20 protein-coding genes are annotated in these 20,541 nt (G+C 60.9%); 6 read left to right on the top strand and 14 right to left on the bottom strand.

Going from position 1 to position 20,541, the window contains the following annotated elements; all coding sequences use genetic code 11:
- Window positions 1-7: 7 nt before the first annotated feature.
- Window positions 8-895, top strand: coding sequence for a heme o synthase (cyoE, locus tag ACW9H9_RS12640; protein ID WP_457343535.1), 888 nt, complete (start codon window positions 8-10; stop codon window positions 893-895).
- A 115-nt stretch (window positions 896-1,010) separates the two neighbouring features.
- The gene (gene queC / locus ACW9H9_RS12635) at window positions 1,011-1,712 is read left to right on the top strand and encodes a 7-cyano-7-deazaguanine synthase QueC (protein ID WP_457343533.1); all 702 of its coding nucleotides are present in this window, start codon (window positions 1,011-1,013) and stop codon (window positions 1,710-1,712) included.
- Between the two features lie 46 nt (window positions 1,713-1,758).
- Here the strand turns inward: queC and ACW9H9_RS12630 are convergent, their stop codons facing one another.
- Both ACW9H9_RS12630 and ACW9H9_RS12625 read right to left on the bottom strand, forming a co-directional pair.
- Window positions 1,759-2,640, bottom strand: a complete 882-nt coding sequence (locus ACW9H9_RS12630; RefSeq protein WP_457343532.1) for a queuosine precursor transporter — start codon at window positions 2,638-2,640, stop codon at window positions 1,759-1,761.
- The gene (locus ACW9H9_RS12625; RefSeq protein ID WP_457343531.1) at window positions 2,627-3,232 is read right to left on the bottom strand and encodes a helix-turn-helix transcriptional regulator; all 606 of its coding nucleotides are present in this window, start codon (window positions 3,230-3,232) and stop codon (window positions 2,627-2,629) included. The genes ACW9H9_RS12630 and ACW9H9_RS12625 overlap by 14 nt, the downstream gene beginning before the upstream one ends.
- Before the next feature lie 458 nt (window positions 3,233-3,690).
- On the opposite strand from ACW9H9_RS12625, the gene ACW9H9_RS12620 reads away from it, so the two are divergent.
- Complete coding sequence (locus ACW9H9_RS12620; protein WP_457343530.1) at window positions 3,691-5,046, top strand: serine hydroxymethyltransferase; 1,356 nt, start codon at window positions 3,691-3,693, stop codon at window positions 5,044-5,046.
- 6 nt (window positions 5,047-5,052) lie between these two features.
- Here the strand turns inward: ACW9H9_RS12620 and ACW9H9_RS12615 are convergent, their stop codons facing one another.
- The 4 genes from ACW9H9_RS12615 to ACW9H9_RS12600 form a co-directional block, all read right to left on the bottom strand.
- Window positions 5,053-5,757, bottom strand: coding sequence for a hypothetical protein (locus ACW9H9_RS12615; RefSeq protein WP_457343529.1), 705 nt, complete (start codon window positions 5,755-5,757; stop codon window positions 5,053-5,055).
- Between the two features lie 74 nt (window positions 5,758-5,831).
- Window positions 5,832-7,040 (bottom strand): pyridoxal phosphate-dependent aminotransferase, encoded by a 1,209-nt coding sequence (locus tag ACW9H9_RS12610; RefSeq protein ID WP_457343528.1) that lies wholly within the window; start codon window positions 7,038-7,040, stop codon window positions 5,832-5,834.
- A gap of 136 nt (window positions 7,041-7,176) precedes the next feature.
- The gene (locus ACW9H9_RS12605; RefSeq protein ID WP_457343527.1) at window positions 7,177-8,427 is read right to left on the bottom strand and encodes a 2-aminoadipate transaminase; all 1,251 of its coding nucleotides are present in this window, start codon (window positions 8,425-8,427) and stop codon (window positions 7,177-7,179) included.
- Window positions 8,428-8,516: 89 nt separating this feature from the next.
- Window positions 8,517-9,407, bottom strand: coding sequence for a LysR substrate-binding domain-containing protein (locus tag ACW9H9_RS12600; RefSeq protein ID WP_457343600.1), 891 nt, complete (start codon window positions 9,405-9,407; stop codon window positions 8,517-8,519).
- Window positions 9,408-9,577: 170 nt separating this feature from the next.
- Between ACW9H9_RS12600 and ACW9H9_RS12595 the strand changes: the two genes are divergently transcribed.
- Entirely contained in the window at window positions 9,578-10,606 is a 1,029-nt protein-coding gene (locus ACW9H9_RS12595; RefSeq protein WP_457343526.1) for an amino acid ABC transporter substrate-binding protein, read from the top strand.
- A 3-nt stretch (window positions 10,607-10,609) separates the two neighbouring features.
- Here ACW9H9_RS12595 and ACW9H9_RS12590 read toward each other — a convergent pair whose 3' ends face one another.
- Window positions 10,610-11,623 (bottom strand): sensor domain-containing diguanylate cyclase, encoded by a 1,014-nt coding sequence (locus ACW9H9_RS12590; RefSeq protein WP_457343525.1) that lies wholly within the window; start codon window positions 11,621-11,623, stop codon window positions 10,610-10,612.
- Between the two features lie 219 nt (window positions 11,624-11,842).
- Here ACW9H9_RS12590 and gcvA point away from each other — a divergent pair, with 219 nt between their 5' ends.
- A complete protein-coding gene (gene gcvA / locus ACW9H9_RS12585; protein WP_457343524.1) occupies window positions 11,843-12,748 on the top strand; it encodes a transcriptional regulator GcvA in 906 nt (301 codons plus the stop codon).
- Window positions 12,749-12,757: 9 nt separating this feature from the next.
- Here gcvA and ACW9H9_RS12580 read toward each other — a convergent pair whose 3' ends face one another.
- The 4 genes from ACW9H9_RS12580 to ACW9H9_RS12565 all read right to left on the bottom strand — a co-directional run bounded on the left by ACW9H9_RS12580 (window position 12,758) and on the right by ACW9H9_RS12565 (window position 16,998).
- Window positions 12,758-13,504 (bottom strand): SDR family oxidoreductase, encoded by a 747-nt coding sequence (locus tag ACW9H9_RS12580; RefSeq protein WP_457343523.1) that lies wholly within the window; start codon window positions 13,502-13,504, stop codon window positions 12,758-12,760.
- A gap of 140 nt (window positions 13,505-13,644) precedes the next feature.
- A complete protein-coding gene (locus ACW9H9_RS12575) occupies window positions 13,645-15,888 on the bottom strand; it encodes an ATP-binding protein (RefSeq protein ID WP_457343522.1) in 2,244 nt (747 codons plus the stop codon).
- Window positions 15,885-16,499: a biliverdin-producing heme oxygenase gene (locus ACW9H9_RS12570; protein WP_457343521.1), complete on the bottom strand. Its 615-nt coding sequence runs from the start codon at window positions 16,497-16,499 to the stop codon at window positions 15,885-15,887. The genes ACW9H9_RS12575 and ACW9H9_RS12570 overlap by 4 nt, the downstream gene beginning before the upstream one ends.
- Before the next feature lie 118 nt (window positions 16,500-16,617).
- Entirely contained in the window at window positions 16,618-16,998 is a 381-nt protein-coding gene (locus ACW9H9_RS12565) for a response regulator (RefSeq protein WP_457343520.1), read from the bottom strand.
- Window positions 16,999-17,203: 205 nt separating this feature from the next.
- Here ACW9H9_RS12565 and ACW9H9_RS12560 point away from each other — a divergent pair, with 205 nt between their 5' ends.
- The gene (locus tag ACW9H9_RS12560) at window positions 17,204-17,581 is read left to right on the top strand and encodes a c-type cytochrome (RefSeq protein ID WP_457343519.1); all 378 of its coding nucleotides are present in this window, start codon (window positions 17,204-17,206) and stop codon (window positions 17,579-17,581) included.
- Window positions 17,582-17,633: 52 nt separating this feature from the next.
- On the opposite strand, the gene ACW9H9_RS12555 is transcribed toward ACW9H9_RS12560, so the two are convergent.
- From ACW9H9_RS12555 to ACW9H9_RS12545, 3 genes are all read right to left on the bottom strand, one after another.
- Window positions 17,634-18,707 carry a heparin lyase I family protein gene (locus ACW9H9_RS12555; protein WP_457343518.1) on the bottom strand — a complete coding sequence of 358 codons (1,074 nt, stop codon included), beginning with the start codon at window positions 18,705-18,707 and terminating at the stop codon, window positions 17,634-17,636.
- 457 nt (window positions 18,708-19,164) lie between these two features.
- On the bottom strand, window positions 19,165-19,494 hold the full coding sequence (locus ACW9H9_RS12550; protein WP_457343517.1) for a hypothetical protein: 330 nt from the start codon (window positions 19,492-19,494) through the stop codon (window positions 19,165-19,167).
- Window positions 19,495-19,892: 398 nt separating this feature from the next.
- A complete protein-coding gene (locus ACW9H9_RS12545) occupies window positions 19,893-20,468 on the bottom strand; it encodes a hypothetical protein (protein ID WP_457343516.1) in 576 nt (191 codons plus the stop codon).
- Window positions 20,469-20,541 lie beyond the last annotated feature (73 nt).

The raw sequence follows: 20,541 nt of genomic DNA, 5'->3' as shown, positions 1-20,541 counted from the left end.
AGACCCGATGTCGCTTAAGCACTTTATCCAAATCACCAAACCGGGGATCATTTTCGGTAACGTGCTTTCTGTGGCAGGCGGCTTCTTCCTGGCCTCCAAAGGGCATGTCGATCTGGCCATTTTCCTGGCCGCCATGATCGGCACGTCCCTGGTGGTTGCTTCCGGTTGCGTGTTCAACAACTGCATCGACCGCGACATCGACTTCAAGATGGAGCGCACCAAGAATCGCGTGCTGGTCCAGGGCCTCATCTCCCTGAAACTGGCACTGATCTACGCGACTGTCCTGGGTGTCGCTGGCGTGGCGTTGTTGTACAAAGTGGCCAATCCCTTGGCGGCGCTGTTTGCCGTGATCGGCTTTGTCATCTACGTCGGCTTCTACAGCCTGTACCTCAAGCGCAAGTCGGTTCACGGCACGCTGGTGGGCAGTCTGTCGGGGGCGATGCCGCCGGTGATTGGTTACGTTGCCGTGACCAACAGCTTCGACATGGCCGCGCTGACGCTACTGGTGATGTTCAGCCTGTGGCAGATGCCGCACTCCTATGCCATTGCGATCTTCCGCTTCAATGACTACCTGGCTGCCTCGATTCCGGTCCTGCCGGTCAAGCGGGGCATCCGCGTGGCCAAGAAACACATCTTGCTCTACATCCTGGCCTTCCTCGTGGCGACCTTGATGTTGACCTTCAGTGGCTACGCCGGCATGAGCTACCTGGCCGTTGCGGCCGCCATGGGCATGTACTGGCTGTACATGGCCTGGACCGGCTACAAGGCGGTGGACGACACCGTCTGGGCTCGCAAGCTGTTTGTGTTCTCGATCTTCACCATCACCGCGCTCAGCGTGATGATGTCGGTGGATTTCCAAGTGCCCAAAGAGCTGTTGCTGACCTACGCCCACTAAAGGCCCATGCTGTTGAAAAACCCCGCCTTCGAGAGAAACGCGGGGTTTTTTATTGGGCGTTGTCCGGCGGGATGTTTAAAATGCGCCACTTATCAAACCGAGTGCAGGAAGCAGCATGTCGAAGAAAAAAGCCGTTGTGGTGTTCAGTGGCGGGCAGGACTCAACCACGTGCCTGATCCGCGCGCTGGGCCAGTACGACGAAGTGCATTGCATCACGTTTGATTACGGCCAGCGCCACCGTGCAGAAATCGAAGTGGCCCAGCAGTTGGCCAAGCAATTGGGCGCCACCGTGCACAAGGTCATGGACACGTCCCTGCTCAACGAACTGGCCATCAGCAGCCTCACCCGGGACAACATCCCGGTGCCGGCGGTGAACAGTTCCGGCGAAAGCCTGCCCAGCACTTTTGTGCCCGGGCGCAACATTCTGTTTTTAACCCTGGCGTCGATCTATGCCTACCAGGTCCAGGCCGAGACGGTGATTACCGGGGTGTGCGAAACCGACTTCTCCGGCTACCCCGATTGCCGCGACGAATTCGTCAAAGCCTTGAACCAGGCACTCAAGCTGGGCATGGAATATGACGTGCGCCTGGAAACGCCGCTGATGTGGCTCAACAAGGCCGAGACGTGGGCCATGGCCGATTACCACCAACAGCTGGACCTTGTCCGTGAGCAGACCCTGTCGTGCTACAACGGCATCGTCGGCAGTGGTTGCGGCAACTGTGACGCCTGCAACCTGCGCGCACGGGGCCTGGCGGATTACCTGGGCAACAAGGCCCAAGTGATGAGCAGCCTGAAAAGCAAACTGCACCTGAGCTGATGCACGGGCCGACCAGGCGCATTGCCTGGTCGGCGCCACGCCCCGCTTACGTGGGCTGGGTGCTGGGGATATAACGCTTGAACAACGAGCGTGCGCCGTAGGCCGGCAGGATGTTGAAAAACGCGAAGCAGACTTTGATCGCGATCTGGACGTAGATCATGGTGAGGATGTCGCTGTTTTGCATGCTGCCGTAAAAGGCGATGTAGCAGAACAGGAAACTGTCGATGATCACGGCAAACAGCGTGCTCAAAAAGATGCGCAGGAACAGGAACCGGGAGTTGGTCAGTTCTTTGATCTTGCACAGCAAGTACGAGTTGATGTTTTCCGAGAACAGGAACGACACCGAGGACGCGACCAGCACCGACGACACCTGACGGATCACATCGTTATAAGGCCCGTCGAGTTTCCAGCCCGGCAACCCCGGCAGAAAGGTCGAGGCCTGGAGCAGGATGATAATCATCGCGTTGCTCAGGAACGCGAACAGGATGGCCCTCCTGGCCAGCCTGAGGCCGAAGTTTTCATTGAGCAAGTCAACGATCAAAAACGTCAGCGGGTACAGGAACGTGCCCGGGGTCACGATGATGTCCAGGCTTTCCAAATAAATCGGTTTGGTCGCGGCGATGCTGGTGAAGATATAAAAAGTGAACAACAGCAGGTTCAAGATGATGTAAATCATCCATGAGTTTTCATGCCGGTCGCTGAGGTCGTAGGCGGTGAGCGCGCCGCCTTGGGAATAGAACTTTTTGTACACGCTCTTGATTTCCATTTTGTTCAAGTTGTCCATGATTTCGCTGTTCAGCACTTCATTGAGTTTGATCTTGATGACCTTGCCGGTGGCAATGATCATGATCACCGCCAGGCTTTTATCATTCTCAAACCCCAGCAATTTGTACTTGCTGTTCTCCAGTTCGCTTTCATGCGCGGTCATTGAAGCGCTCCTCGATGATATCGCCCACGACACACAGTCGTTCGTTGCTGGAGCAGGGGTCACGGGTGATGAACAGCGCTTGGGTGGTTCGGTCGTACACGAGCTTTTCCTTGTCGTCGCTCGATGAGCCTTTTTGCACGATCAACAGATCGCCCGGCTCATTCATGCCTTTGATTTCACGTTCCAGACGCACCGCGATCAAGTTGTACGAGGTGCCAAAGTAGTAAGTCAGCGGGAAGAGGGTGGCCAACTCACCGATGCGTTTTTGCAGGTTGGGGATGACCTGGCTTTCCTGGATGATCGGCACGGCGGCCGGGTTCATGTTGCCTTGCGGCGAGATACTGCTGTCGATCGTTTCTTTTTCTTCAAAGTCCAGCGTCTCCATTTCTTCATAGGACACGCCAAAGAAGTCGCAGATTTTGCGCACGGTGGAATGTTGTACATTCACCACCTTGCCTTCCAGGATGTTGTAGATCGTGGTGCGCGTCAGGCCACTGGCCGCGCACAACGACAGTTGTGTTTCACCCCGGCTTTTTATCAAGTACTTGATGTTGCTCTTCAAATACTCGGTTCGTTCTTTTCTGTGTATCAAATGCCCACCACTTCCTTATAGCTGCACCCGGATAAAAGTCGTTTATGCCCGCCCGCTCATAGGCGCGCCACACCTATTGGCGAGGCACGGTCGATGCGAACAGTTAGGTGAGGTGTTAGCCCAACGTCTACCACGCGCTAGTGCTCCTTTAGCCAGCCTACATCCGTCCTGTGATGTGTCGCTGCGGGTAGAGGGATCAAATTGCTGACGGTGCCCGGTCGGCGGCACTACAGGCCCGCCCGGCGCGCAAGTGTTGCATGCCGCCGGTAGAAGAATAAAGCCCCGACCCGTGAAAGCGTCGGGGTTAAATCAGACGTACGGCCCAAAAAAGAATCATTTAATTTGGAAAATGTTTAATTTTCTGATTAATTGCCAGGTGCCTCACGACATCCGGACCACGGTCGACGGGGAAAACCTACAGACGAACGTCGGGCGAACCAGGGAAGGGGCACCGAAACATGGCAGTCAGCACTCAATCACTTTCACGTCAGGCCGATTTGCTCAGGCATGGTCTGGCGGACCTGCGCGCCGAAGACCCCGAGCTTGCGAACATCCTGGACGCCGAAGTGCTGCGCCAACACCGCACGCTGTCGCTGGTGGCGTCCTCCAGCGCAGTGGCGCCGCGCACCCTGGCGGCCTCGGCCTCGACGCTGGTCAACGTGACCGCCGAAGGCGCGCCCGGCAAGCGTTATCAGGCCGGTTGCGAGAACGTCGATCGGGTCGAGTCCCTGGCCATCCGCCGCGCGTGTGAGCTGTTTGGCGCCCAATACGCCGGGGTGCAACCCCATTCCGCGTCCACCGCCAACTACCAGGTACTCTCGGCGCTCATGGAGCCTGGGGACACGGTGCTCGGCATGGCCCTCGACCACGGCGGCCACCTCACGCACGGCAGCCCTGTCTCCTTCACCGGCGCCAACTACAAGGCGCTCCGCTACGGCACCACCGCCCAGGGCCTGATCGATTACAAACAAGTGCACGCGCTGGCGATGGCGCACCGCCCGCGCATGATTCTCTGCGGTGCCACGGCTTACTCGCGTGTCATCGACTTCGAACAGCTGCGCCGGATTGCCGATGAGGCTGGCGCCATCCTGCTTGCCGATATTTCCCATATCGCAGGGCTGGTGGCCACGGGTCGGCACCCCAGCCCCATCGACGCCGCGCACGTCACCACCCTGTGCACGCACAAACAGCTCGCAGGCCCGCGTGGCGGGCTGATTCTGTCGGGACGCGACGCCGACGAAAAAGTGCCGGGCCTCAAGGCCAGTTTCAGCCGGGTGTTGGACCAGGCGGTGTTTCCGCACATGCAGGGCGCGCCCGCGGTCAACATGATCGCCGCCAAAGCCGCCGCGCTGGGTTATGCGATGTCGCCCGCGTTCGATGCGTGCATGCAACGCGTGCGCAGTTGCGCCGATGAAATCAGCCAGGCGTTCATGGCCCATGACTACGAGTTGATGGGCGGGCGCAGCGAGAACCACACAGTCTTGATTCGCCTGCGTTCGGGCATCACCGGGTCCATTGCGGAGTCGGCGCTGGAGCGTTGCGGGATTATCGTGAGCAAGCACCGCGCGCCGGGGGAAACGCGCCCGTCGTTTATCGCCAACGGGTTGTGCATTGGCACCGGCTCGCTGGCACAACGTCGTTTTGACGCCAAAGGTTGCAGGCAAGTGGTGGGGCTGGTCTGCCGGATCCTTGATCAGGTCACGCCGCTCGGCGGGCTGAAGTACCGGCTGGAGCCCGACCTTCAGGAGCAGTTGCGCCTAGAGGTCGAGGCCTTGTGTGCCAGGTATCCGCTCGAGGACTACCGCGAGCGTTGAGGCGGGTTATTGCTGCGTGATGCTGTAGCCATCAAACGCGGTCTGCTGTTGCAGGGCGGTAATGATGCTCTTGCGGGTCAGGGGCTGCTCGAGGCCTGCGTTGTCCAGGAACGTCTCGCTTTGCAGCTCGGCCTCATCACCTTCGCCCACAAAACTGAACCCCAGGAACTCGAACGCTTCGCGGTCCATGTTCGGCTTGGAGCGTGGGGTGCGCAGTGGCAGGGTGACGCTGATGCCGTCCTTGCTGATCGCAAACACTTCGGCGTCCTTTTTCACCCGTGCCGCCTTGCCCTTGCTGGCGTTCGGGTTGCTGATGGCCTGGTGGGTCTGGTTGAGCACTTTAAGGGCCAGGCCGTAGACCAGCTCCTGGAACTGCGGATCGTCCTTGAAGCTGGACAGGATACGGCTGATGGAAAACTGGCTGCTCAAGTTTTCGAGCGCGGCGCTGTCGGCGGCTTCGGCATCTTTGAGTTGCTTGAGCTGGCCCATCAGCTCATAGGCCTGGTCGTCGTCGAAGGCGTCATGGGCGCGACGCACGGCGGCACGCAGCTCGCGGATCTGGTCGCTCTCTTTGGAGGTGTGAAAGGCGTCCAGCACCATTTCACTGATGCTCTTGGCCGCCGGCACGTGCTGTGAAAGATGGATGGCGTTTTCGTACTCGGCCTTGGCGGCCAAGGCGACTACGGAGTCTTCGAGGGGGGAATCAGACATTGAAATTTCACTACTTTTTGTAAACGGGAAGACGGGAAAAGCGTCGGGCATTTTCAGCGGGGAGGGGGGCAAGGTCAAGGCAGCACAATGCCTGCCTGTGCCTGGCGCGTCGCCTGAAGCCCTTCGACAAACCCGGCAATCCGGCGGCAGGCGTCCTTGAGGGTATGATCGGCGACGGTGAAGGACACCCGCACAAACCCCTCGGCACTGCGGCCAAAGGCCCTTGCGTCGAGCACCGAGACGCCGGTGGCGCGAAACAACTGCCAGGCGAAGTCCATGCCCGACAGCCCGGTGCGGCGCACATCCACCAGCATGAACATGCCCGCCTGGGGCACGCGGCATTCCAGCCCGGCGATGCCGCTCAAGCCTTCCACCACCAGGTCCCGCCGCCGCCGGTACACCGCCCGTGCCTCCTCGACCAGCGTGTCGTCCATTTCCAGCGCCTTGATCGCCGCCTCCTGGATAAACCCCGGCAAGCCATAAATCATGCACAACAGCAGGTTATCCAGATGGCCGATCAAGGCCGTTGGCCCCACCACCCAGCCCACGCGCCAGCCGGTCATGGCGTGGCTTTTGGACAGGCTGTTGAGCACCACGGTGCGCTCGGCCATGCCCGGCAGCGAGGCGATGCTCTGGTGAGCGTGGTCATAGGTGATCTGCCCGTAGACCTCATCGCAAATCACCCACAGGTCATGTTGACGCGCAAGCTCGGCCACCTGCTCCAACTCTTCACGGCTGTAGACATTCCCGGTGGGGTTGCACGGCGTGGCCAGGGCGATGCCACGGGTCTTGTTGGTGATCGCCGCTTGCAGCGCCGCGCGGGTCAGGCGAAAGCCTGTGGCCGCCGGTTGCTCGACGGTCGTGATGCGCGCGCCAGTGGCATGGATACAGGCTTCGTAGGTGAGGTACATCGGCTCCGGCACCAGCACTTCATCACCGTGGCCGAACAGGCACAGCGCGGTGGCGAACAGGCCGTTTTGCGCGCCGGCCACCAGGGCAATGTTGTCGGCGTGAACGGCATTGCCTTGCAGGCGAGTTTGCTTGGCGGCGATGGCTTCGCGCAGTGCCGGGCGACCGAGCACGTGGGTGTAGTGGGTGTCACCGGCACGCAGCGCGTCCACGGCGGTTTGGCAGATGGCCTGGTCGGTGGCGAAGTCCGGGTCGCCCACACTCAGCAGGATCACGTCCTCACCCCGGTGCTGGGCCTCCACGGCGTTGTAGTGAATATCCCAGGCAGTGACCGAGTCGCCACCAATGCGCTCGACAAAAGGGGAATAACGCATCCTTGTTCTCCTGAATCCAGAGGGGCCGGCGCAGTGTCGCTCGAAGGTTCTGACACTGTAGATCAATGAGGGGGGATTGTATCGATGCAATCGGGGGCGAGGGTCGAGCGGCCTGCATTCGGCAGCCCGTACCGACTCACGTCAACTGCGCCAGGCACGCCTGCAGAATGTCCAGCCCTTCTTCCAGCACGGCAGGCTCGATGGTCAGCGGGGCCAGCAGCCGAATGATGTGCCGCGATTTGCCGCTGGGCATCAGCAGCAAGCCGGCATCGCGGGCCAGGCTCAGCAGTTGGGTCAATTGTTGCGGCGCCGGGGTGCCGTCGGGGTGGGCCAGTTCCAGGCCACGCATGGCGCCCACGCCGGTCAGGCGCCCGAGGAAAGGCGACAGTGATTGCGCTTGCCAGGCGGCGTAGCGGCGGGTGATGGCTTCTGCCTGCTGCGCGCCCCAGGCGTGCACGTGCGCGTCGGTCATCAGGTCCAGCGTGGCCAGTGCGGCGGCGCAGGCGATAGGGTTGCCCGAATACGTGCCGCCCAGCCCGCCCTTGGGCAGGTTGTCGAGCAGTGCCTGGCGGCCCACCACCGCGCCCAGCGGCATGCCGCCAGCGATGCTTTTGGCCAGCAGGATCAGGTCGGGCTCTATGCCCAGGCGAGAGAAGGCGAAACGCTGGCCGGTGCGGCCAAAGCCGGACTGGATCTCATCGGCGATCAGCAGGATCTGGTGGGCGTCGCAGAAACGGCGCAGGGCCTGGGCGAATGCCACGTCCAGGGCGAGGAAGCCGCCTTCACCTTGCACCGGTTCGATGATGAAACAGGCGACGTCATTCACATCGATTTCTACGCTGAACAAGCGCTCCATCGCCTTGAGTGCGTCCTCGCACGTCACGCCGTTATCAGCGCTGGGGTAGGGCAAGTGGTACACGGGGCCTGGTAGCACGCCGACCTTTTGCTTGTAGGGCGCTACCTTGCCGTTGAGGTTCAATGTGGCCAGGGTGCGGCCGTGAAAGGCGCCGTCAAAGGCAATCACCGCGCTGCGGCCGGTGGCGCCGCGCACGATCTTCAGGGCGTTTTCCGCCGCTTCTGCGCCGCTGTTGGTGAGCATGCCGCTCACCGGGTAGTCCACTGGAATAAACGCGGTCAGGCGGTCCATCAGTTCGAGGTAGGGCGTATGCGGTACGGCGTTAAACGCGTAGTGGGTGAGTTGCGTCGCCTGGTGTTGAATCGCCGCGACGATCTGCGGGTGGCAATGGCCCAGGTTGAGCACGCCGATGCCGCCGACAAAGTCGATGTAACGCTTGCCGGTGGTGTCCCACACTTCGGCATTTTTGCCGTGGCTGAGGTGAATGGGGTGAACGGTGGAAATCGACTGGCTGATGGTTTGGCGGCGCATAAAACCTGGGCTCGAAAAGGGGAGGCGTGCGCGTATCTAAGCCGTGCGCCGCACACCGCCGCAAACGAAATAAAGTCGCCGGGTCATTATTAAAAATCGCGATGTGCCGCGACGTACGCCACCATCCAGGCAAGGAACGCCTTCACTTTGGGGATCTCGCCGGCGTGTTCGGCATGGGCGATAAAGTGCGCGCCCGCGCTGGGCATGCGGTACTCCCAAGGGATCATCAAACTGCCGCCGGCGAGTTCTTCGGCCACCAGGTAGTGCGGCACCAGCGCGACGCCATAACCCGATTGCGCCGCACGGATGCACATGTAAAACGTGTCGAACCGGGGCCCGTGGTAGCTGTTTTGCGAGTGCAGGCCCTGCTCCAGAAACCAGGCGTGCCAGGCCTCGGGGCGGGAGGTGCATTGCAGCAGGGTGTGTTGGGACGAGGCATCGCTGCCGTTGGCGACAAACCCCGGCGCGCAGACCGGCACCACCGCCTCACGAAACAGCTCGGTGCACACAGCCCCTGGCCACGTGCCCTGGCCGAAGAAAAACGCGATGTCCGCCTTGGCCTGCAACAGGTCGAAGGGCTCCAGGGCGTTGCGCACATCCAGGTGAATATTGGGATGCTTTGCCGCGAAGTCCTTGAGTTTGGGCACCAGCCAGCGGTCGCCGAAGGTCGGCTGGGTGGCGATGCGCAGCACTTCGGTTTCACCGCCGTAGGTCAGGATGTAGCGGCTGGAAATGTCCACCTGGTTGAGGATCTTGCGCACCTCCTCCAGGTACAGCGCACCGGCGGGCGACAGGTACAGACGCTGGCGCACGCGCTCGAACAGGTTGTGGCAGAGCATTTCTTCCAACTGCGCCACCTGCTTGCTCACCGCACTTTGGGTCAGGTGCAGCTCTTGGGCGGCGCGGGTGAAACTCAGGTGGCGGGCGGCGGCTTCAAAGCATTGCAGGGCGGTCATCGAAGGCGTCAGGCGTTTGGAGATCACGGGGTGGGCAATCCTTATCAAGGCCCAGTTCATTCCAAATCGGAAGGAGCCCAAGCTTAAACGTCGTTTGTGGCACAGCTTGAAAACCGCTGATACTGGCCGGCAACACTATAAACCGGCGCGGGTTGGCAGCGCCGAATAATAAAGATCGACAGGGAGTGCCTCGCATGAAAAACGTGACATCCATTCTGGCTGCATTCACCGCCGCCGCCCTCGTGGGCTTGAGCGCCACCGCGCACGCGGGCGCCACGCTGGACGCCATCCAGAAGAAAGGGTTTATCCAGTGCGGCGTCAGCGACGGGTTACCCGGTTTTGGTGTGCCGGACAGCAAGGGCAAGATGACCGGCATCGACGTGGACGTGTGCCACGCGGTGGCCGCCGCCCTGTTCGGCGACGCCTCGAAAGTGAAGTTCAGCCAACTGACCGCCAAGGAGCGTTTTACCGCGTTGCAGTCGGGCGAGATCGACCTGATTTCGCGCAACACCACCTGGACCAGCTCCCGTGACGCGGGCATGGGCCTGGTGTTCACCGGCGTGACGTACTACGACGGCATCGGTTTTCTGGTGAGCACCAAGCTTGGCGTGACCAGCGCCAAACAACTGGACGGCGCGACCGTCTGCATCCAGGCCGGCACCACCACCGAACTGAACGTGTCGGACTATTTCCGCGCCAACAGCCTCAAATACACCCCCATCACGTTTGACACCGCCGATGAAAGCGCCAAGGGCCTGGAGGCCGGGCGCTGCGACGTGCTCACCACCGACCAGTCGGGCCTGTATGCGCAGCGGATCAAAATGGCTCACCCGGACGAATTCGTCGTGCTGCCGGAAGTGATCTCCAAGGAGCCCCTGGGCCCGTTGGTGCGCAAGGGCGACGATGAGTGGTTCAGCATCGTCAGGTGGACCCTGTTTGCCATGCTCAACGCCGAAGAAATGGGCATCACCTCGCAAAACGTCGAAGAGCAGGCCGCGTCCAGCAAAAGTCCCGACGTGGCGCGCCTGCTGGGGGCCGACGGTGAATATGGCAAGGACCTGAAGCTGCGCAAGGACTGGGTGGTGCAGATCGTCAAGCAGGTGGGCAACTACGGCGAAGTGTTCGAGCGCAACATCGGCCAGGGCAGCGTGCTGAAGATCAAGCGCGGCCTCAATGCCTTGTGGAGCGACGGCGGTATCCAATACGCGCCGCCGGTGCGCTGAGCGCTACTCGGACACCGCGTCCTTGCCCATCGCCTTGGCGCGGTACAACGCCTGATCGGCCCTGGCCATCAGGCTGGCGGGCGACTCGTCGTGGCGCCGCTCCACCACGCCCTGGCTGAGGGTGACCTTGAAGTCGCCCACCGCAGGCATGGCCTTGAGTTCATCGCGCATGCGCCCGGCCAATGCCCGGGCGCTGTCCAGCGGGCTCTTGGGCAGGATCACCATGAACTCGTCGCCGCCCCAACGTGCCAGCAGGTCATCGTGACGCAGGCAGGCTTCCAGGCATTCCACGATGCGCACCAGGGTTTGATCGCCGACGGCATGCCCGTGTTGGTCGTTGATCGGCTTGAAGTCATCCACGTCCATGGCGATCAACGACAGCGGCACGCGAAAACGCTGGGCGCGCTCGCATTCTTCCAGCAGGGTTTTTTCCAGGCGATAGCGGTTGGCGATCCGGGTCAACGCGTCGCGCTCGGCCAGCGAGCGGTTTTCGTCCAGTTGCAGCTGTAATTGTTGATTGACCCGGCGCAGCTCCCGCGTGCGCTCGGCCACCAGCGCTTCCAGGGACTGATTACGCTGTTCAAGCCGCTCCATCGAATGCTTGCGCGCCTGAATACTGCGATGGGCGCCCAGCATGCGGGCCACCGACCCGTCCTCGTTGCGGGCGATGACGTAGCCACGGTCTTCGATCCACAGGTAGGAACCGTCCTGTTTGCGGCAGCGATATTCGGCTTGATAGTGCGGGGCACGGCGGTTGATGTAGGCATCGAACAATGCCATCACCTGCGGGTAGTCCTCGGGGTGAATCACGTTTTCCCAGGTGAAGACGCTGTTTTCCAGGGAGTGCGGCGTGTACCCGAGCATCTCGTACCAGCCGGGGTTGCGGTAGACAAAGCCGGTGTTGGCGTTCCAGTCCCAGATCCCGTCGCTGACCAACTCCATGATGGCGTGGAGCATGTCGACGTTGAAGTCGGAAAAGTCGTTGCGCAACGGTTCTGTGGCGGACGTATCGTTCATGGCGCGCTCCCTGCGTGGCCTGGCGCAAGGGCCAGCCGAAAGTTATCGCCGATACTCCGTGGCTGGGCGGTACTGTACAACGGGGCTTTGGCGGTTAGATAGGGGGGCTTGGGTCGAAGAGGGCTTACAAGCTATTGATCAGTTGAGTGCTTGATGATCGGCGCGTTATAAACGCCTTGCGTCAAACCATTACCCCAACCCTGCAAGGTCCGGATCCCCATGAGAGCACCCAACCACCTCAACGCCCTGCGTGCGTTTGAATCCGCCGCGCGGCATTTGAGTTATGTCGGGGCGGCGCAGGAGTTGAATGTTACGCCCGCGGCCATTGGCCAACTGGTGCGTGGGCTGGAGGACACCCATGGCGTGGTTCTTTTCCATCGGGCACGTACGGGGCCGGCCCGGCTGGAGTTGACCGACGCGGCGCAGGCCGTGCTGGCAGACCTGCAGACCGGCTTTGATTTTTTGGCCTCGGCGGTGGAAAAACTCAAACGTTCGCGGGACACCGCCAGTATCACCGTGACCGTGCCGCCCGCGTTTGCCGACAAATGGCTGCTGGCGCGAATCGAGGCTTTCCAGGCATTGCACCCCCATGTCGAGTTGCGCCTGGACACCAATGGCAGCCTGGTGGATTTCACCGCCCAGCGGATCGACGTGGGGATTCGTTTCGGCAGCGGCCAATGGCCGGGGCTGAGCAGTACGTTTTTGATGGGCGAGACGTTTTTTCCGGTGTGCAGCCCGTCATTGCTCACCGGCGCCCATCCGTTGACTGACATCGATGCGCTTAAACATCACCCGCTGATCCACGACGTTTCCATGCGTGACAGCCGTGCTTTTCCTACCTGGAAACACTGGTTGCAAGCGGTCGGCTATGATGCGAGTGCGGCGGGGCGAGGGTTGCAGATCAACGATTCGGCGGCGGTGATGCAGGCGGCCATCGCTGGCAATGGCGTGGCGTTGGGACGCAGCAGCCTGGTAGCGGGGGATCTTGCGGCGGGGCGTCTGGTGCGGCCGTTCGGCGCGGCGCAACCGTGTGAGCTGGCGTATTACCTGGTGCAGCGCGAGGGTGTGGCCCCGACGCCCGCGGTCGAAGCCTTCAAGGCCTGGGCGTTGACCCAGGCCCATTGAAGCGGCGGGTTAAAAGTGCGACAAGCCGCCGTCCACGATCACTTCTGAACCTGTCATGAACGATGAGTCGTCACTGGCCAGGAACACCACGGTGCGGGCCACTTCGGCCGCTTCGCCAAACCGGCCCAGCGGTATCTGGCTTTCGATACTGGCGGCCACGGCCGACAGGTCGGTTTCAGACAACCCCAGCTTGCTGTGAAACGGCGTGCTGATGGGCCCCGGGCTCACGGCGTTGACGCGAATCCCGCGCGGCGCCAGTTCTGCTCCCACGGTCAGGGCCAATGAGCGCACGGCGGCCTTGCTTGCCGACAGAATCGACATCCCCGGCGCCCCCACCCGGTTCAAAAACGAGGTGGTCAGGATCACGCTGCTGCCCTTGACCAGCAGCGGCGAAGCTTTTTGCAGGGTGAAAAATACCCCGCTGAAGTTCAGCGAAAACTGCTCGTCGATCTGCGCCTGGGTCACCGCCTCCAGCGGCGCCGCAGTACCAGCACCGGCGTTGGCGAACAACACGTCTAGACGGGCGTAGCGGCTGCTGATGGTCGACATAACCCGGTCCAGGTCGTGCGGGTTACGTAGGTCGGCACGGATGACCAGGGCCTTTGGCCCCAGCTCCCGGGTGGCGGCCTCCAGGCGTTCGGGGTTGAGGCCGGTGACGATGACGTTCGCGCCTTCGGCAACGAATTGGCGAGCGGTTTCCAGGCCGATGCCGGAGGTGCCGCCGGTAACCAGTGCCACTTTATCGCGCAGTTTCATGGGTGTTCTCCAAGGGTTGCCCCGACGACTGCCGGGGCCTTGGAGTGACTATCGCGGATGACGCTCACGCGTGCGACGCACAAGAAATCAGCTGGTGGGATAGAAAATCTATCCCGCCGCCGCGCTATGGCAACCGATGCTCAGGTGGGCGATTCTTCTGCCGCCTTGGGCACGGTGAAACGGAACTCGCTGCCCCGGCCCAATTCGCTCTGCGCCTCGATCCGCCCGCCATGGGCCTGGACAATCCCCTGGGTGATGTACAGCCCCAGGCCGCTGCCGGTGGGGTTGTTTTCCGTTTGGGTCCAGTAGCGGTCAAACACGTGGGGCAGTTGATCGGGCGCGATGCCTTCGCCGGAGTCGCGCACGCAAAACACGATCTCTTCGCCGTTGGTCATGGCGCTGATGCCGATATTGCCCTGGCGCGGGGTGAACTTGATGGCGTTGCCGATCAGGTTCGACAGCACCTGAAACAACCGCTCGGGGTCGGCCTGGATGTGCAGCCCGGGTTCGGCGTTGAACGACAGGTCGATCCCTTTTTCCATCGCCAGCGGCGCCAGCAGCGAATAGGCCTCTTCGAAAATCTGGCCCACGTCCAGCGGCACCGGCTTGACGGTGTAGCGCCCGGCTTCGATTTTCGAGGTGTCCAGCAGGTCTTCCAGTAACACGTTCATGCGCCCGGCGGCTTGTTGCATGGTGTCGATCGCCGAGGAAATCCGCCGCGAGGTGTGGGGGCCGTCGGAGCTGAAGGCCTTTTGCATCATGCCGCAGAGCATCGAGATGACGGTCATCGGGTTGCGCAAATCGTGGGACACCACCGCCACCAGTTCGTCCCGCGCCCGCACGGCCTGTTGCTCGCGCAGCACTTGGCGGGCCAGGTCGTTTTCCAGTGCGGAGCGGCGCAGGTCATCGGCGGCGAAGCGGTCACCGTGGCTCCATTTGGTGGAAATGCCGGCCATTTCCACCTTCCAGATTTCAAACGAAGTGCGTGGGCGAAGGCGCAGGCCGGTGTCGGATTTTTCCAGGTTCAGCGGCTTGCTCGGGTCGCCGCTCCAGCTGATGTTTTCTTTGACCTCGGGGCGAAACCACAACACACCGTTATCCACAGGCTTGGGCAGGCTCATGGCCAACAGCCCGCTGGCGACCTGTTGATAATCGGCGGCTGGCGGGTACACCGAGGCCAGGTTGTGGCTGGCAAACACCGCTTGCCCGCCTTCTTGCAACCATTTGTGCAGGGCACGGATTTGCGCGGGCTCCGGGCAGTCGCCGTAGCGGTGCAGTTGCTTGTCTTCGATGATTGCCACACCGCCAGCCTGGGTCAGCTCCATGAGCAATTGCGGGCGCTGCGCCAGGCCGTCAAAGACGTTTTCGGTGGAGGCCTGCATGGCGTGTTTGAGCAGCGCCAGGGCGTCGAGTTTCTCGTCGCGCTGCTGGCTTAGCTCCAACGCTTCCATCGCGCTGATCTGCAAAGACAGCACCTGGCCGATGGTCTGGCAGGCGATCCGCAGGTCGTTGGGCACCTGCAGCGGTTGCCGATTGCCGCAACTGATCAGGCCCCACAGCTTGTCGCCCTTCATCAGGGAAATGCTCATGGACGACAGCACCCCCATGTTCTGCATGTACTGGCAGTGAATCGGCGACACACTGCGCAGGGTGGCAAAGCTCAAGTCCAGCGGCTGGCCGGTGTCGGGACGCAGCTTGGGGACCAGTGGCACCGGTTCATAGGCCGCGTTCGGGATGATGCGCAGCCAATTGGTGCGGTACAGCTCCCGGGCTTGTTCGGGGATGTCGGACGCGGGGAAGAACAGCCCGTTGAACAGTTCCATCGACGGGGCAGACGCTTCGGCGATGACCTGACCGTGCCCCTCGTCTTCAAAGCGGTAGATCAGGACCCGGTCGTAGCCGGTCATGGCCTGGATCTCGTTGACGCTGGTTTCGTACAGGGCCTGCAAGGTTTTTGCCGACTGCAAACGGTGCAGCATCTTGCTCAAGTCACTGGTGCGGCCGTTGAGCACCTTGGGGGTGAATGCCTTGAGGCGGGGCTCGAATTCCAGTACCAGCACGTCCTGATGACGGTGCAGCAGCGCTTCGAATTCGGCGCCGTTGAAGCTGACATACAGCGGGGCGGCGTCAAAGAAATTGTCCTGTTCCACCATCGCCTGGATGGCCTTGACAGGGCCTTCGCCGAGCAAGCGGATGAGTGGCTGGCCCAGCCAGGACTCAACCGGGGAGCCGAACAGTTCGCCCACATTCGCGCTCACTTGTTGCACCTGCAAATCTGCCCCGGCCAGTGTCATCAACACGCCGTGGGGCTGGATGGCGCCCGGGAAGCGGATGGGTTCGTCGGCGCAATTGGCCAGCAGTTCTTCGAAGTCTTCAGGGTTCATAGCAATACCTCCTGGCTGTCGAGCCATTGCTCAAAGCAACTGAACGTCGAGCGAGCGGCATCCACGGCCCATTGTCTGGCGTGTGCGTGCAGCGGCACGGCGTTCAGGTAGTCGAGGAAATCTTTCCAGCGCCGGCCGGTTTCAGCGCCGTATACGCTCAGAAACGCAGCGCCGGTGTGGGCGTCCAGGCCCAATGTGCGGCCTATTTCCCGGCGCAAGATCTGGCCGCCCAATGTCGCGCCCTCCAGCACATAAAGCGTGCCGAGGCAGGCGGCGGGTGTGTCCAGTGCCGGCAGCGACCGGCAGCGGGGCAGTGCGGCAATCGCCAGATCATCCAGGCCCAGTGCGCGCAGGTCCTGCACCAGAGTGGGTGTTTTCAGACGCAGCGCTGGGTCAAGTCCGTCAGGGATCAAGCCGTTTTCATACAACTGTGTTTCCAGTGGGTGGTAGAAGCCGTAGTAGGCCTGGAGCAGGCGCCGGTAGCTGCCAGCGTCCAGGCCCGGAGAGAAAAACGGCAGGCGTTTTTCCAGGGCAACGTGTAATTCAGCTGTACCGCAGCGCAGTGCTTCAAGTACAGAGGGCGCACCGACGTCATGGGCCTGTGAATGCATTCAGTCAACTCGAACGGGGGCCTGCCAGCCATGGATGACCCGGGGTAGAAAAATTACCAATGGGAAACAATTGACCGCAGGAGGCGCGCTGAAGTTCGCGTGAAGTGATATCGCGAGGCTATCGTGGCATCGACGTACCTTGTGTTAATGCGGCCTGTACGCACTCGACCAGGCCCTCGTTACTCCACGGCTTGGGCAAAAAGCGCACGCTTGTGCCCAGTTGCGCAGCCATGGCCGTGTTGCCGGATGTCAGCACCACCGGCAGCGACGGCCAGCGGTGGGCCACCACCTTGCTCAAGTCAAAGCCGTTGAGCAGGCCGGGCATCTGGATGTCACTGACAATCAGGTCTACAGGGTCGCTCGTGCGTTCCAGGTAAATCATGCCTTCATCGGCTGAGGGAAACGACGTCACCAGGGCGCCGAAGTCTTGCAGTACGTCCACCATCAACGCGCGAATGATCTCGTCGTCTTCCAATACCAGAATCGATGGCTGAGCCATGATTACTACTCCTCCATCAGGGTTCAGATAGATGGAGTAGGGGCGGTAGGAAATGGTTCGATTGGATGTGTATTTTGTAAACATTCCTGCGTCAACCGCGCTTTCTTCCGCGGCGGGGCGTGTCCGTTGCCGGTGTGGCTGAGCGCCTGGCAGCGGGCGCGTGCGAGGAGTATGGTTTCGGTTTTGCGCCGGACAGAGAGCGTGTATGAAACCGATCGCCGTATTGACCCTGGCGCTGATCTTTAATGCCGCCCCCGCACTGGCGGCGGGTGATGCGCAGGCCGGTGGCCAGTTGTTCACCAAGACCTGTGGCGGGTGCCACAGCATCGGCGAAAACGCCCGGCCGGGTTTTGGGCCGCAGCTCAACGGCATCATCGGCAGGCCCGCGGGGACGTCCGAGAATTATCAGTATTCGGACGCGATGAAAAACTCCGGCGTGACCTGGACCCGTGAAACCCTGGCCGCGTACATCGAGGCGCCAAAGAAGGTGGTGAGCGGTACGCGGATGATTTTCTGGGGCATCAGCGATCAGCAAAAGATTGATGATTTGCTGGCGTACCTGGCGACGTTCAGCGCGCCGTAGCGCAGGCTCACCCAGTACCGGTGAGCCTGCGCCTTTCAAGCCGGGTTGCGTCTCAGTGCTTTGCCACGCTGAACCCGGAAAACAGGCTAACTGCCGGTTTGTGGTCGCCTTCGTTGCGGTATTGACCAAATTTGGCGTAGGAATCGCTGCTGTGCGTGTTGAACATGGTCGAGATGTTCTTATCGTTGAACAGCTTTTGGCCGTTTTTACTCACGGTAATTTCACCGTTGCCCACCCCGCGTTTGAAGTCGATCTGGAAGTCGGCCCACTTGCCGACGTCTTTCGCCGCATCCCCGGGCTTGCCGATGTTGATGACTTTTGAGGGCGCGTTGCTGTCGTCGCTGGTCTTGAGGTGCAACTGGTACTGCCCATCTTTGGTGGCCAGCCAGGCGCGCGGGCTGGGTTTAGCGTTGTTGTGGTCGAGCACCTGAAAGAACGTGCCGTCGTTGTTGGACTCACGCTTCATGCCGAACTTGAAACTGTACGGTTGGCCTTCTTTGAGCGGGGTGCCGTCCTTGATCTCGGCCCGCGGGCTGGTGGAGTGCTCGGTGTAGAGGCCTTTTTGGAAGTCCACCTTGATCACATTGCCGCGCTCAGGGTCATTGACCATGCCGACGTTGTCCTGCGGTGACTTTTGCACGCTCAACTGATTGCCCAGTGAGTGCTCGTTGAAGTTGCCATTGACTGGTGGCGCATTGTCGACCTTGCCGGGTGACTGAGCCCCCGTCGCGCCGCCGGGTTTGTTGGCAGCGGAGTGGCCTGCACTTGCACCTGCCCCCCCGACCTTCCCGCCGCCGGACTCGCCAGGGCCCTGCGCGCCCCCCGTGTTGCCCTGCAACATGGCTTGCAGACGCTGCATGAGCTCCTGAATCAGCGTCATCAATTGCGCCATCGGGTCCGCCGAGTCGCTGGCACCGGCCGGTGTACTGCTTTGCGGCGCGTGGTGGGCATTGCCCGGCCCGCCGAAATTGACCGGGGACGCCTCTGCGCCGCACTTGAACGACACGTGCGAATGCCCACCGCCAGCGGGTGCGGCGTTGCCGTTTTGCGAATCGGAGGGGGAAAAAGGCTGGAAATGCGACGGGTCAATCGTCGGGGTGCGGGGCAGTGAGTGAATGGGGGTCATGGTCGTATCCTGTCCTGGGAAGCACGAGGGTGAAAGCTCGGGGTAAGGTGTGAGTGGTTACAGGTCGGTGGGTGGTTCCCATTGGGGGGATTGGTGGGGATTGGCGGGGGATTGATGCGATCAGTGGCTGAACCCCAGCGCATTGATATCGTTGACAAAAAAGACAAACCTCCCGCGTTACGGCTGCTGGTGGACATTCCAGGGACGTTGGCCAACGAGAGCGCCGTGAAGGTTGTGACCGTGCATGCAGAGCGGAGCTCGCAAGAGACTGCTGGCCCAGTCAGTTTTTTGAGCCCGCATTCGGGCCAAGAGGCGGGGGGAGGTTGGCGCTGCGTTTACCCAGGCCGGGTTGAACGGCGTGGTGAGCAGAACCAGAAGGCCGTTCTAGTGGCGTACCTGTGAATGGGCGTTGCCGTGGAGGCTCATCACAGGCGGTCCCGTTTCCATGCGCGGCGTACTAAAGAATGGCTTTCAAATAATGCTTGAGTGCATCAACAGCCGGTTCAAGCTGCTCAAGGCTTCGTGCGTTTTGCACCTCGACAGCCAAGCGCTGGAGCTCGCGGCCCATGACGGTGGTGGGGCCGCCCAGGGCTGTCAGCGCCTGCGTCACGCACTCATCTATTTTGCGCTGCAGGGCGAGTACGTCGCCCTGGCGCACCAGCAGGCCGAAGACTTCGCGGTCGTAGCCGTCCATCACCGGGTCATCGCGCAATACCGGGCTGCCATCGTCTGTTTCGTGCACCAGCTTGAGTGCGAAAAGTGCCACAGCTTCCAGCGTCAATTCCACGGTTCCGGCTCCTCTGCGCGGCGCTTGCGACTTTTTTTCGGGCGAAAAAAAGACCTTGGATTTTAAGGTCTTTTTTTAAGATGGTGCCCCGAGAGAGATTCGTGCGTTCCATATAATTCGTGCCTTGCGAGCGGATTATAGGGGTAGGGGTACGTTCGGGGATACGGGCTTTTGATGAGCCCCGGGGGTCGTAGTCACCTTACGACTGTTTCGTGACGGGAAGCAGTCTCTGGCTGAACGTCAGAGCTAATGGATGGTTGCTGACTGTCGAGAACTGCAGCAACTGGCAGTGTCAGCTAAACAGCTGATCGGGAAGATGAAACCCATCACCGGATAGTAAACGCCCGCCTATTGGCGGGTTGTGAGTTCAAGCAGTTGAATCGAGCGCTGACTCTCTATTACTGCCGTACTGGGCAGCTTGTTGATGCATCCTGAAGTGCCCGGTTGTAGTCAACATAGGTAGCGGGATCATACGGCTGCGTCGTCACGGTGAAGACGGATTTCCCATCGTGTCGAATCCACTGGTTAACCCTCAGCGCCCAAGACCGATTGGCATATTTAGCAATCAAATCGAACGTGTGCGCGCGCAAATCGCTTGAGTCATCCAAGCCCGAATAAAGGTAACGAAGACCACGATACCAATCACGATCACCCGTGATCGCACGCAGAGCCTCCCGCGCTGGCTGTTCATCCTCTTCCTTCAGATAGGCATTACCAATGGTGAGTTTACCGGTCGTCTCCAGCTCAGCAAACGGCACTGGCAGCGGCTTACGATTGATCAGCCGTGAATTACGGCAGTCGAAAACCCATTGACCCGTTTTCACGTAGTCATCGGCATAGACAACGACACCGTTGCCATCATCCTGTTTGTAAACACTCGTCATGACCTTGAACCCATAATTGCCAACGACCAACAGCACACCAAACGCAATAATCAGGGCAAACAACCGCCCTTTATTTTGGCGAAAATTCAAAGAAACCTCCGGGCACAGCTAAGGATGGTCTGAAGTAGGCCACTATGTTTCGACAGCCGAGCCATAGACGCTT

The sequence above is a fragment of the Pseudomonas sp. SDO5215_S409 genome, from assembly GCF_054071325.1.
The sequence above is the reverse complement of the archived record's forward strand: the minus strand, read 5'-3'. Positions and strand labels throughout refer to the sequence as shown.